This window comes from Tissierella pigra (assembly GCF_018917845.1).
GTDB classification, from domain to species: domain Bacteria; phylum Bacillota; class Clostridia; order Tissierellales; family Tissierellaceae; genus Tissierella; species Tissierella pigra.
On record NZ_JAHLPJ010000001.1, the window covers coordinates 2,284,447 to 2,297,793 of the forward strand.

Consider the following 13,347-nt stretch of genomic DNA (forward strand, 5'->3'; position numbering starts at 1 on the left):
AATTTAATTTTTCTTACTTATTAGATGAACTATGTATAAAAAATGTGAACTACTTCAGATAGGGATTATACTTGTATTATTCAATTGGTAGATTGTGCTGTTTTAAGAAAGATAGTTTATCCCAATAGCCCCTCTGAAATAAAATCTTATTATTTACTATCTGAAAAAAGCCACAGCCTCTTAAACCTAATGGGTCACGCCACTCTAAAATTGCCCATTGTCCATCTTCAAAGATATTTTCAACAATGCAAACCATCTTTGCTTGAGAAAACTCTTGTTCAAACATTTCCTTTATAGCCTCTTTTCCAACAACTGGCTCATTAGCAACCTGATGATTTATTGCATTATCATCATATAAATTTGCAATAGTTTCTGTATCTGCATTGTTAAACGCATCAACCCATTGACAAAGTATTTCTTTTGGCTTCATGTAAATTACCTCCTGTTATGTAATAATCTTTACTTCGCATAAATACACCCTTGCGCCGCAATATTTGAAGATGGCGAATTAATCATACTAAATATTACTCAATTTCTTTAGTTCATTAACCATATTACTCCATAGTGTAAAAGATTGATTAATTCCTTCTGCAAAACTACCTAATCTAATAACTTCTAATAATTTTTCACTACATCCTTCGGGTTTAATACTAAAGTTCTCAATAAAATCAAGAGTTCTTTTTCTGCTTGGAAAATAGATTTTATTAATAGCAAACAACGCTTGAAGGAAATGGTCAATTGCAATATCCATTGCAAAGTGATAAAACAGTACATCTTTTCTGACTACAGCACGTCCCAAATCCTCTGTATCCTCAAGTTCATCTAAATGATATTGTATAAGTATCTTTCCTAATTTATCGGGGTACTCGGATAGTCTTTTTTTTAAGTCATCTAAAAAATTGCTTTTATCGCATAAAACATTAATATCTTTTAACATGGCACATCGCCCTATTGGATAGTAGTAATTATCCAATTTATCTGGGTATTTACCATTAAGTATAGAGTCCATATCAGTTAAGGTTTCACTCACTGTAAAATACATTAACCAAGTTTCAATACCGTTTATAAGCACGAAATCTCCTATTCCCCAATGTCCCCCTTCAAAGATATTTACTTTGCCTTCTTGTATCTGGCTACCCAACTCATTTATTATGGCTTGTCTTTTTTCAAGATTAGGTATCATATTGCAATATATAAAAATATCAATATCCCCTTCTCCTGCCCTTGGAAGAGAGGTCTTACTACCGCTTATTCCGATTGATTGTACTTCACTCATTTCTGAAATATTACTTATTAATGTATCTATGATTTTCTTTGTATCATAAATCATGATATCTCCCCCTTAAAATACTTATTTTAATGCGTCATATTCTACAACTCCGATAAAAACCAGTCATTATTTGTTAACACTATTTTATCTTTTATTTTACTTTTCATTTCATTTGTTATGAGTGAAGATCCATGCGGAATACTTGCAATTATATTATTTATCCTTTTGCCTCTTCTTATTGTTACTGGTTTCAACCACTTTCACTTCCTATCTGTATTATATTTTAGCTAACTTTCAAGCATTCATAATACGATTGTTTATCTTATAAATGATGTTCATAGTTTATTACTAAGTTTCAATGTAGCTTATATTATTGTAGATACAAGGATTATTTATATAATTATAGATATTATTTTTAATATTAAAGTCTTAATTTTTTATTTTTGTTATATACTTAATTATTTATGTTCATCTATAGTATATAAATCATCTATCCAATTAGCAACCTAATATTCCCAATTTCTATCTGTCATTACTTAAATTACCCAATGTCATCTATAAAACACCCTATTTTTAAGGGTCAAAAAACGGTGTTTTTCCACCGATTTTTGACCCAAATCTCATCTCTAAACCACTATATGTTGTGGTCAATCTCTATTATTCCTTCTCCAAACCACAATACGTCATCAGAATTGTACTCCCAACGTGCCTTGAGGTGGCAATAAAGATGTTGTAAGTAGATATTACCACCTTGGTGGTAGGATAATATTTCTAAATAGAAGTTCCATATTGATCAATACCATGTCTAGAACATGATGTCAATCATTACTACTAATACAGTTAATCTATACTCTTTCTCTTATAATCATCAATTCTAGTCTTGTTATCATATGCAAGTAAATACTCATTGTATTGGGAATCATCATAATCAGACCCTAATATTTTTTTACTTCTTTTGCTGATAATCCCTTTCTTTGATTAAATTTATCACAGGGATAATTAGAACATTCCCCACAATGAGAAAGTTCTTCATTTATGTCACATTTCCTTACAGGACAGTCAGTATCTATAAGTTTTGCTTCCGTCTTCTGGCAACGGCAACCATCACAGTAGATATTTTTAGGAGAAATATCAAGATCATAACAACTCTTCCACATTTCAGAAAGTTCTTTCCGCTGGTCATTTTTTAATATATTAGGTGAATACGCTTTGCATAAATCACAACAATAACCACATTTAGTTAGATTAATCACATTTATCCCTACTTCCTATTAGGTTTTTTCTTTATTAAAATGAGCTTTTTAATATCATCAACAAGTAAATCTCTATTATAATCTAAATATAGCCATTTACCATCATGATATTGATGTGTGTTATCATAAAAATCCCTTATATACTGGGTGAACTCTTGTCTTGAATTCTCAAATTTTTCCCGTTCCACCTTTCCAAAGATCACTAAAATCTTCAAACCTAGTTCCCGCGGGTATAGCGCGCAAAGAGTTTTGCCACCTCTACGATATTTAAGTTCGTAAATACCTGTTTTGCCTCCTTTGTCCCACATAGACTCAACATTATAATTCTTTTCAATAAAACTATTAATTTCAGTCCATGCTTTGAATTTCTCTTTGCCCATAATTTGTTGTAGTTCCTCTTCTGATGGTATCTTTTCTAACATTTCAATTTGCCTCCTTTTCTATATCTATTTTATCAAGATGCTACTTTATAATTTTATTATATTATATTGGACAAAAGTTCGTTTAACAATTCGAAATTACAGTTATATCCATTCTTTTTTAGCATCAGAAATTATAAATCTAAGTGGATATACTCCCCAAAATACAGAAACCATCGAATGCCATCTATATTCAACGGCTTAAACTATTGATATCACTACACTCTATTGCTTTTCTAATTTCACGATAACCTCAACGTGCCTTGAGAGGTCAATAATGATGTCTTTTGATCTTGACTGCTGATAAATTATATAATATTTTATTGTATTTCTAAATAATGCAATATTAATAAGCTTCTAAATGTCAAATCACACATACGTCTTTTTTCTGTCCTCCAGTCTTTTTCCAATGCTAAACCAATATAAGTACCCCACTTTGTGAAATAATAGTGACTTAATCTTTTTTTGAATATTCCGTCATCTTTATATAAAATATTAATGAGAAAATCAACTTGATTCTTTAATTCTTCTATATATTTCACTATTCCAAGTCTAGATAGTAATTCCATTCTATGAAACCATATCATCCAATCCTTATCTTTAAAAGTGCTCATATCTGGACAAAAATCATGCATACAAAATGAAGCTGGTGCAATCAATTGATGTCCTTTTAATACAAGTATATCAGGAATAGGTGATAACCTTATTAATTGACGTATTGACGAAATAATTATTTTTTCGTTTTCTTTACTTCTCCATGTTTTTGTAAAAGCAAGAAGCCTAAGATCATATATACTTGGCCACTTTACTTCATCTTTAAAAATTAATTTGTTTTTATACTCCTCAGTAATATCTTCTATTCTGTCTATAGAAAGCACAAACTCAAATTTATCTATTGCAGATTGTATTTGATCTTGGATAAACTCTTTATCTTCTACACCTGCATAAGCAAAAATAGTTGCTCTAATTAGCTTTGAACCTCCAAATCCTTTTTCATCTAATACCTCGCCTACATTAAATAGACATCCTTTATCAAATGTATCCTCTCTTCTTTCTAATTCATTAAGCATTTTTTGCATTGGAAATCCTTTTGATAATACACCTTTTTCTGATAATAATCTTATTGCTGTTTCAATTCCTTTCTCACTATGGAAATCCTCATCTATCCAACCATCGGGATTTTGTCTTGCTAAAAATTCCTGAATTAGTTTATCCTCTAATATTTTACTTTGCAATGCTTCTTCTTCATATGAATCCATGTCACGTAGAATTTCTTTTTTTAGCCTATATCTTATGGACGGACAAGCATTATCTAATAAAAATTCAATGGCTTTATTCATGTTATTCCTCCAAAACAGATATTTATTTTTATTTACTCCTTACCTCTTACATAGCATTATTTAACTGTAAATCAATCATTCATAGAATATCTCCCCCTATTTCAGTCATGTTACTCATCAATACCTCTAACAATTCTTTCTAATGTTAGAAGTCTTTTTTATTATCATTGTTTCTTCCTATTCGGCAAAAGAGGAATATTTTTATTATTACTTTTTGTAAATTGATTAAAGAAATTTGCTATGCTACTTCTTTTCACCAAGTAATCCTTTTTTAACTCTGGCATTCAATTCACCGATACCAACTTAAGTTTATCTCTCTTTATCCATCTATGGACTTGCCTTACCTAGCACAAGAAGATGATTCTCTATTCTTTGTAAAAATCAAATGGATAGTGGTATACATTGATAATACCACTCTTAATTTCTATAGTACATAGGAAAGTTGTTATAAATGCATCAAGATTTTATATCTCAATGCATTTGTGGTTTTAAGCATATTTAGATTTTATAGTAAAGGATTAATTAGTGATAGGATAAAGCTAACTAATCAGAATAATTACTTCCTAACTTACTTAATTCATCCCTTATTATTTCCTTATCCAATCTCTCAAATAAAATATCAAAACCCTCTATTTTATATCCTATTTCTAGATTAGTATATTCCCAAGTTTTTACATCACAATTTAGCCAACTCTTCACTTTAGCTGATGAGAAAAGTAAAAAGGGATGCAATAAATTTGCTATATTTATTATAGCTATTAAACAATTATAAATGGTATTTGCACACTGATCCTTATCTGCATTTATGGTAATCCAAGGAGTTTTTTCATCAAAGTATTTATTAATACTTCTCACAAAATCAAAAATTTCATCTATAGCTATCTTTAGATTTCCTTTTTCAATAAATTCGCCAACCTTTTTATATAATAGTTCAATCTCTACTTTAATGTGTGGCTCTATTTCACCCTTTGGTATTCTACTATCATAATATTTTTTTGCAAATACTAAAGTTCTGTTAACTAAATTTCCATAGACACCTAGTAGTTCACTATTGTTTCTACAGACCATAATACTAAAATACAGTGGTAACGATTATTTTTCATTATTTTCTTTTATCTGTATCGCTAATTGAGCAAATTTCTCAGGTTCCTCAAAGTGAGGGAAATGTGCCGATTCTTCAAACCATATGATTTCTTTTTTAGGAGCGATAATATTATTATAATAATGTTCTACTAAAATAGAAGGGGTATTATAATCATATCTACCTACACAAAAGTAAATAGGTACTTTCACTTCAGGCAAATCCCTCATGAAATCTAGGTCATTATTATGCCCCCACATGGTATCTGCGGTAAATTTATTGCCCAGAGCAAATTTTAATCCATCAATCCCTGTATACTCTGGAGAAAAAAAACTTGAAAGAATGATATCTTTTAATGTATTAACTTTTCTTTCCACGCCTCCATATTTGCCAAGCCATTTTCTTTGAGTCGCCCTATCTCTAACTTTTTTTTTGTAAGGAGGTCGTCCGATTTTCTCTAAATCTTCTAATGCTTTCTCATTATTCTCTTTTTGAGCCATCTCTACAACATAGTCATAAGAAACCACTTCATTATCAATCCCATTTACTACTTGCCCAATACTTATAAATGCTGTGATTTTTTCCGGATACCGATCTATGATATATAAGCCTAATTCACTTCCCCAAGAATGACCAACTAAATATATTTTTTCTTTGTTATACTTTCTACATAGATAGTCTATCAGTTCTTTACCGTCTTCTATAAACTGTTCTCTGTTCATCGTTTCTTTAGGGATATTAAAAGAAAATGACATTCCAGATCCTCTTTGATCCCAATTAACAACAATAAAGTTATCCTCTAGTTCCTCTTGATATTTTCTTGCATATGAGATTTGTGAGTATCCTGGACCTCCATGTAAAAAAAGAAGTATTGGATTATTAATATCTCTACCTCTTATCATTATATATTGCTCTATTCCACCTATTTCTACTTTTTGAATTGATGCAATACTGTTATTTCCTTCATTCTGTGGTGTTCTAGATGGTATTAATAATACAAGTAATAAGAATATTACTAGAATAACCATAGTTAGCTTAAAAACTTTTTTTATTAGTTTCATCTATAATCTCCTTAATATTTCCAAGGTTAATTAGGAAATTAGGATTGTAATAATAACCTTGAATTAGATTATCTCCATCATTTCCATCCTTAAAAGGATGTATAAATACAAACTTTTTATGAAGAAGGGCTGCAAATTCTACTACAAACTTCAATTTTACTTGTTTTCTAATTATAAATATTGTATCATACAGCTTTTATCAAATAAACATATATTTCTCTATTCTACATATCCTTAGATATAATCCATCTTCCATCACAATAATCCTCAAATTTTTATTATGGATATGTTCCCAAGTACAAAAAAGACATTGAATGTCATCTGCACATTCAATGTCTTGTAACCTGTCAAACTATTGGTATTACTATGTTTTATTGCTTTTCAAGCCTAACAATACTTTCAACATGGCTTGAGTTAATAGAACTGATGTCATTTTGATTTTTGCTTACTACTCCCATTTGAAATATTTTATAGAAATTCCTGCGCACAGCATGGTTACTGTCCCCATAACAATAACAGGTAGTTTTATATTATCTACTGTAAGTCCGAGGAAAGTTGCTTTCATCAACTGAATACCTTGTGTCATAGGAAATACTCTTACTATTTTTTGAATAACCTCGGGCATGACTTCAAAAGGAAGTGTTGTTCCGGAGAAAATTAACATTGGAAAATACAATAAGCAAGCAATGACGCTTGCACTCTTCGAATTTTTTGCAATACCGCCTATCATCATTCCAATACTTAAAGTAGATATCATAGTAAGCAGCCAGCTGCCTAAAAATGCTAACCATGAACCATGTATTGTTACTTTCCAAAATATCATCGCCACAAGAATCAAGGTAATCATAGATACTAAACAATAAATCATATAAATAGTAAGTTCAACAGCTAGAAGCTTTATAGGACTAACAGGTGTAACCTGAAAGCGTTTCAAAATTTTACGCTCTTGATATTCAGATACAACAAGGGGTAACCCCATCAGACCTCCTGCACAGATTGAAATCGTACAAAGAGCACCGAATGATTGTTCCATAAATGTATATTCCACTCCATAAGCAGCAGGCTTTGTACCATTCAAAAATCCAAGAATCACCAGAACAATCAACGGCATGATGACAGCAAAAATAACCATATTCATATTTCTGATGTTAAGCTTCAATTCATTTTTTAATAGTGTTAAAAAAGATTTCATTCTCTATCAACCTCCTCATCAGATAATATCAGATACGCATCCTCAAACTTTTTACTGCCACTTACTACCTTTGATTCTTCCACTGTTCCATAGAACACAACTTTACCTTTTTTCAAAATACATATCTCGTCACATAGTACTTCCACTTCATCCATGAAATGAGAAGTTAAGAAAATACTTAAGCCTTTCTTTTTTAGATCAGATAAAATCTTCCAAACATCACGACGCGCTTTTGCATCAAGTCCTGTGGTCAATTCATCAAGAAATACAATCTCTGGATTTGGAATTAAGGCAAGAACAATGAACAATCTTTGTCGTTCACCGCCAGAGAGACTTTTTACAGCATTTTTTATTTTGTTTCCGATGCCGAATTGACTGCAGAGTTCCCTCCAATCCGCAGGAGTTTTGTATAGACAAGCGGTTTCTTCACATAACTCTGAAACTTTAATTTCTGGCTGATAATCACACTCTTGAAACTGAACACCTACTTTTTGAAAAAGCTTGCGCCTATCTTTTTGTGGATTGTAGCCTAGAATGGAAACTTGCCCTTTATCAGCTTGCTTTGTTCCCAAAATACATTCGATTGTCGTACTCTTACCTGCACCATTTGCTCCCAGCAAGCCAAAAACCGTACCACGTTTTACGGATAAACTTATATTATCCACTGCAAGCAGATTGCCATATGTTTTTGACAACTGATCAACTTTAATTACTTTCTCCATTTCATCGCCTCCTTATTTTTATCAAATAAAAGAATACCACCGATCAAAACATTGGTGGTAAAATGGAGGCTTATAATTAAAATAAATTTTTCATTTCATATAGCATTTCAATTATTTTCCTTGCATTATCTTCAGCAGCAGTTAACGATAATATTAATATGTCGCAAACAGAAATAATATCATCATTTGATTTTGGGGTATTTAAAGCTGCTCGTATATCGGTATTGGAATTATGGAATAACTGTTGCAACATACGCAAAATTGATTCAAGGGAATAGTTTGCACATCTTAGTGAACGGATAATTTTTAATCTTTTTATATCATCATTTGTATAAACACGATAGCCATTTTGTCTCCTTTTGACTTGTATTAATCCATTCATTTCCCAATTTCGCAATGTATCCATTGAAATATTTAGATATTCTGATACTTCTTTTCGTTTCATGCAAAGCATATTTGTATCTTCACTGCCAGATAAAATATCATGAGCAACTTGAATGGCTTCTTCTGCATTATGACGCTCTTGTTGTAATTGTTTCAAATACTCATCTGTAAGTAAAATAGCTCTATCATAATCTCCTGTTGCAGTAGTCTTTACCATTTCAACAATTTTCTTTCTCAAACCATTTTGCAGTATTTCAATTTGAAATGCAGTACGAGCAAGTTTGATTTGCATTATATGCAAATCAGTAAATATCCGATATCCATTTTCTTGTCTTTCTGGTTTGCTAATCATTCCCCATTCTTCATATAAACGCACTGTATTGGGATGTATGCCAACAATCGTCGCAACTTCAGCAGTTTTATATTTTTTCAAATTATGCACCTCCTAATATGAACGTAATATAGCATAACACAGATTAAAAGTATGGTGTTATAATGGATAGTTTGTCTTTGAAGTGTAAAGGAGTTTAATCCATGTTACCTCCACACCCCCACGATTTCATCTAATCTGTCAACTCAACCCTACCTAATTCCAGTCATAAATTCATCCCCCAAAAACACCCTCGATATGTTTCCATGAACACATATCGAGGGTATAAGTCGAGTTGACAGCTTTACTTTTGTTTTATATAACCTAGTATTTTCAAGGCTTTTGGTGCTTTATTTTTTCGATATCAAACAGACCGTCTCCACATGCCTTGAGGTGACAATAAAGATGTCGTAAATTGATATTACCCCCTTAGCGGAATGATTTCCTCTTTACAAATACCTTCTTTGTCTTAATAACTTTTTTGTATTAATTGTAGAATCAAGCTACAATCAACAAAACCTTCAAAATTAATTCTATCGTTGAAAGCTTTACTCATTATAACTTGAAATACTGACCTAATTTTAGATTACCATAAACACAGTAGGCTTACTATTGTTTCATTATCTTCATTAATAAAAGAGCCTTAAGGCTCTTAATAATATATTATTTGAAACATAAATAATCTTCAAATATTATACTCAATTCCAGGTAAACTTAGAAGACAGCTTATATATGTCTTCTTTATCTCATAATTGTTATTCACTCTTTCTTGACTTGATGAGAAAAATATTTGCTTTCTTGCTCTGGTTACACCCACATAAAATACACTTAATTCTTCTAAAAATTTATCCTCTATACTTTTAGGCTCATTTAATATGCATCCCATATTATATATTTCCCTATAACTATATTTACACGAACCACATAGGCCATAATAATTTGGGAAAACAAATTGCTCCATATCAGGCATAATTACATAAGACCACTCCAAACCTTTTGCTCCATGTATGGTTGATAAAATAACATTTTTGCTTATATTCTCCATATGTTGCTTCAAAACATTATTTTCAAATGTGTCTTTAATAAAACTTATTTTATCTTCAACATCTAAAAAACTATATTCAATAATGATTTTATCGAAAAATACCTTTAGTAGACTTAGTAAAGATTCAGTAGTGGCACTTTGTTCACCTTCAAATTTTTCTTCTACTTTATTATATATTCTGTTTAAAATACTTTTTGATATTCTATTACCTTCATCACTTTTTAGATGCTCATTAAATTTTTGTAGGCACAACCTATGGAAATTAATATATTCAGAATCATCATCTCTAAACAATCCAAAGAAATAATCAATATTTTGCTTCTCCAATTCAGCAATTATAATTCCCACATTAATACTTCTTTGTTTTACTAAAATAGCAATTTTATGTTCGGGATCCTTTTTTATTAATTCTATAATTTTTTCAGTTACCCATTTTGCCTCATCTTGTTGATTTTTAGTTACTGACAAATTAATTCTTGCATTTTCTTCTATGTTAGGATGCATTATATCTTCTGCATTTGATCTTATGTTCTTATCCAAAATTAGCATTTCAGCATTATCTTTAAATCTATAATTCTTATTTAGTTCTATTTTTTCCATTTTATAATAATTTTCAGCACTTGATATTAAATTTGGTATAGCACCAATAAATCCATATATTCTTTGCAACGAATCTCCCATAAATATTACATTTGTTTTTTCTGAAATTAAGGATTTTAATAAGTTCCAACTTAATATGTTGGTATCTTGAAATTCATCAACTATTATTACTGGAAAGTAGCCTTGGTAGAACTTTTTAACATTAGAAAATTTTTTAAAAAGTTCTATAGCTAAAATTAATATTGCATTATATGGAATCATATTGTTAGGTATAAAAGTTTCATTAATGATTTCTATGTAACTATTAAAATTAGATTTTATGTAATCTATATTTATTTCTTTTACCGCTTGATTAAAATCTGATATCTCTCTAGATTGCTCTAAGCTTAATCCTATGCCTAATTGATAAATCTTTTCCATATCACTATCATCAACCGAATCAAAAAAATTAATATTTCTTAGATTCTCATGTATTAGGTATCCATATAGATTTAAAATGTGTCTTGCAAAACCATGATAATTTGAAATATAAACCTTATCATTAACTTTTAGCGGATGAACATTATCTACATCAATCATTTTGGGCAACTCTTCACTAACATCCTTTTTCATTTTATATGCAGCATTGACACTAAAGGTTAAGGCAAGTATTTTCTTAGGGTTTGGTAACTCATTACTAGCAATTATATAAGCTATTTTGCTAATAATAGTTTTTGTTTTACCACATCCTGCTGGTGCTTCTACTATTAATTTGTTTGCATTGGAAAATATCACTTCCAACTGATTTTCGTCATTATTATGAACGTCTTTTATTCTTTCTATTATATTTTGTTTGCTAACGCTACTCAACATTCTCCAACAGCTCCTTTGCCTTTTTTATAGCATCAATGTATACGGTTGGAATATCTTCTTTTTCTAGAGAATAACCGATAATTCTTCCTAAAATAATGGTTTTATTTATATCTAACCAAGTTAGATATATAAGTTTTGCCATGTCTTTATCATTTATTTCAGCATCAGCAATCTTATATGGACACATTACATCAGGAATATCTAGGTTATATTTTTTTATACGTTTATTTAATGCATTCTCTTCTAGTGTTCTTTCGCTGCCCATCACATCGTATTCGCAAACAATCTCTCTTAAAACTTCAATTTTTCCCTTATCAATTAAGGTGTTTACTATATCTTCCTCAAAATCCTTTCCTAGTGTATGATAAATATTATCGATAGCTCTGTAACTTTCTTTATACTTATCCTGATCTATTATTCCTATACTTTTTATTCCAAAACTTTCTAATAAATCTTTTATTGGAATTACTGAGTTTGCACCTGAAGCTTTAATTATACTAATTCCAAGATAATCAAAATCAATTTCTAGCTTTTCAGCAAATATTGGAATGCTACTAAATTCAGAATCTCCTTCTACTATTATTACACTTCTAGCAAAGAATGCTTCTTTTATATATGCAAATTGAGCAAGAAGATGTTTTTCAATTTCAGCCTCCATTCTAATATCAATTCCACTTTTTACGTTTAGCTTATGTCCACTGCCTTCGTAAAACCTGATAATCTTTTTATAATCATTCGTCAAAATATTTGGTGAATGTGTGGTAGCAATTATTTGACCCATCACATTGTCTATATCAAAAATAGTGTTTAGTAAGTCACTGAAGTTACTATCCTTGTTCTCTATAATTCTTATAAGATTTTTTATTAAAGAACGCTGCATATGAGGATGAAGATGAATTTCCGGTTCATCCAACCCAAGAATAATTGGGATACAATTTTCTCCATCTTCATTTTGCATTACAGATTTCTCCAATCTCGTTTTATTCATATTCAATATCTTTTCAAATATTGTAAGGGTGATCATTGATAAGAACTGTATACCAGACCCAACATCTTTTAAATCAAAGTTGTTAGAGTCTGCTAACACAACAACCTTTGATAGCAAATTTTTAATATCTTTATCTAGATTAGCATGGATTGAAAAGTCATTAAATGACTTAATTTTTATCAAGTTTCTATTAATATAATCTAATAATCCATCTAATTCTTCAGTCTTTATAAAATCAATATCACTAGTTTCTTGACTATCTAAATATTTTGAAATTAGATGTCCTAAAAACTTGCCAACTCCTCTATTTCTATCAAAATTTAATTCAGTATTTGGTAACCTCAATGAATTATAGTTTATATAATTAACGCACTTTATCAGTGAATTAGATATAATCGTATCTGTTTCAAGGTGTTTAAATATTATTATACTGTCAACTGTATCTTGGACTGCAATAATATTAATATTATCCGACTCTTCTGGATCAAACAAATCATTAAATAAACCTTTTTCAGTTTCAAACAAAGATAAAGTCATTTCAATTCTTATTGGTTCATCTATGTTGGCAAAATCCTCCACACGAAAACTATTGAAGTTATAAAGTATATTAAATAAATCTAAAAGATTAGATTTTCCCAAATTGTTTTCTCCGACAATGAAATTATTTATAGGATGAAAATTGATACATATTCCATCCAGATTTCTATAATTATTAATACTTATTCTCTTAATTCTCAATCTATCGCCTCCAATATTATTTTTGGTTATTA

At 30.1% G+C, this 13,347-nt stretch carries 13 protein-coding genes; all 13 read right to left on the bottom strand.

The window, feature by feature from the left end; all coding sequences use genetic code 11:
* Positions 1 to 76: 76 nt before the first annotated feature.
* The gene (locus KQI41_RS11190) at positions 77 to 430 is read right to left on the bottom strand and encodes a nuclear transport factor 2 family protein (protein ID WP_216585324.1); all 354 of its coding nucleotides are present in this window, start codon (positions 428 to 430) and stop codon (positions 77 to 79) included.
* An 87-nt stretch (positions 431 to 517) separates the two neighbouring features.
* The gene (locus tag KQI41_RS11195; protein ID WP_216585325.1) at positions 518 to 1,330 is read right to left on the bottom strand and encodes a DUF4037 domain-containing protein; all 813 of its coding nucleotides are present in this window, start codon (positions 1,328 to 1,330) and stop codon (positions 518 to 520) included.
* Positions 1,331 to 2,205: 875 nt separating this feature from the next.
* Positions 2,206 to 2,523: a DUF3795 domain-containing protein gene (locus KQI41_RS11205; RefSeq protein WP_216585326.1), complete on the bottom strand. Its 318-nt coding sequence runs from the start codon at positions 2,521 to 2,523 to the stop codon at positions 2,206 to 2,208.
* An 8-nt stretch (positions 2,524 to 2,531) separates the two neighbouring features.
* Positions 2,532 to 2,945 carry a DUF3788 domain-containing protein gene (locus tag KQI41_RS11210; protein WP_216585327.1) on the bottom strand — a complete coding sequence of 138 codons (414 nt, stop codon included), beginning with the start codon at positions 2,943 to 2,945 and terminating at the stop codon, positions 2,532 to 2,534.
* 317 nt (positions 2,946 to 3,262) lie between these two features.
* The gene (locus KQI41_RS11215; protein WP_154442913.1) at positions 3,263 to 4,282 is read right to left on the bottom strand and encodes a hypothetical protein; all 1,020 of its coding nucleotides are present in this window, start codon (positions 4,280 to 4,282) and stop codon (positions 3,263 to 3,265) included.
* Between the two features lie 543 nt (positions 4,283 to 4,825).
* On the bottom strand, positions 4,826 to 5,350 hold the full coding sequence (locus KQI41_RS11220) for a methionine--tRNA ligase (RefSeq protein WP_154442914.1): 525 nt from the start codon (positions 5,348 to 5,350) through the stop codon (positions 4,826 to 4,828).
* Between the two features lie 24 nt (positions 5,351 to 5,374).
* Positions 5,375 to 6,424, bottom strand: coding sequence for an alpha/beta fold hydrolase (locus tag KQI41_RS11225; RefSeq protein WP_154442915.1), 1,050 nt, complete (start codon positions 6,422 to 6,424; stop codon positions 5,375 to 5,377).
* Positions 6,399 to 6,578: a Fic family protein gene (locus tag KQI41_RS19390; RefSeq protein WP_195838059.1), complete on the bottom strand. Its 180-nt coding sequence runs from the start codon at positions 6,576 to 6,578 to the stop codon at positions 6,399 to 6,401. Before KQI41_RS19390 ends, KQI41_RS11225 begins: the two co-directional genes overlap by 26 nt.
* Positions 6,579 to 6,872: 294 nt before the next feature.
* On the bottom strand, positions 6,873 to 7,616 hold the full coding sequence (locus KQI41_RS11235) for an ABC transporter permease (RefSeq protein WP_154442916.1): 744 nt from the start codon (positions 7,614 to 7,616) through the stop codon (positions 6,873 to 6,875).
* The gene (locus tag KQI41_RS11240; protein ID WP_154442917.1) at positions 7,613 to 8,338 is read right to left on the bottom strand and encodes an ABC transporter ATP-binding protein; all 726 of its coding nucleotides are present in this window, start codon (positions 8,336 to 8,338) and stop codon (positions 7,613 to 7,615) included. Before KQI41_RS11240 ends, KQI41_RS11235 begins: the two co-directional genes overlap by 4 nt.
* 76 nt (positions 8,339 to 8,414) lie before the next feature.
* On the bottom strand, positions 8,415 to 9,164 hold the full coding sequence (locus tag KQI41_RS11245; RefSeq protein ID WP_412034785.1) for a MerR family transcriptional regulator: 750 nt from the start codon (positions 9,162 to 9,164) through the stop codon (positions 8,415 to 8,417).
* A 613-nt stretch (positions 9,165 to 9,777) separates the two neighbouring features.
* Positions 9,778 to 11,589, bottom strand: a complete 1,812-nt coding sequence (locus KQI41_RS11250) for a UvrD-helicase domain-containing protein (RefSeq protein ID WP_154442919.1) — start codon at positions 11,587 to 11,589, stop codon at positions 9,778 to 9,780.
* Complete coding sequence (locus tag KQI41_RS11255) at positions 11,579 to 13,315, bottom strand: ATP-dependent nuclease (protein WP_154442920.1); 1,737 nt, start codon at positions 13,313 to 13,315, stop codon at positions 11,579 to 11,581. The genes KQI41_RS11250 and KQI41_RS11255 overlap by 11 nt, the downstream gene beginning before the upstream one ends.
* Positions 13,316 to 13,347 lie beyond the last annotated feature (32 nt).

Excerpts from the sequence above, each read along its gene's own strand:
- KQI41_RS11190 (WP_216585324.1), bottom strand. The coding sequence starts at position 430 with ATGAAGCCAAAAGAAATACTTTGTCAATGGGTTGATGCGTTTAACAAT.
- KQI41_RS11195 (WP_216585325.1), bottom strand. The coding sequence starts at position 1,330 with ATGATTTATGATACAAAGAAAATCATAGATACATTAATAAGTAATATT.
- KQI41_RS11210 (WP_216585327.1), bottom strand. The coding sequence starts at position 2,945 with ATGTTAGAAAAGATACCATCAGAAGAGGAACTACAACAAATTATGGGC.
- KQI41_RS11215 (WP_154442913.1), bottom strand. The coding sequence starts at position 4,282 with ATGAATAAAGCCATTGAATTTTTATTAGATAATGCTTGTCCGTCCATA.
- KQI41_RS11220 (WP_154442914.1), bottom strand. The coding sequence starts at position 5,350 with ATGGTCTGTAGAAACAATAGTGAACTACTAGGTGTCTATGGAAATTTA.
- KQI41_RS11225 (WP_154442915.1), bottom strand. The coding sequence starts at position 6,424 with ATGAAACTAATAAAAAAAGTTTTTAAGCTAACTATGGTTATTCTAGTA.
- KQI41_RS11235 (WP_154442916.1), bottom strand. The coding sequence starts at position 7,616 with ATGAAATCTTTTTTAACACTATTAAAAAATGAATTGAAGCTTAACATC.
- KQI41_RS11240 (WP_154442917.1), bottom strand. The coding sequence starts at position 8,338 with ATGGAGAAAGTAATTAAAGTTGATCAGTTGTCAAAAACATATGGCAAT.
- KQI41_RS11250 (WP_154442919.1), bottom strand. The coding sequence starts at position 11,589 with ATGTTGAGTAGCGTTAGCAAACAAAATATAATAGAAAGAATAAAAGAC.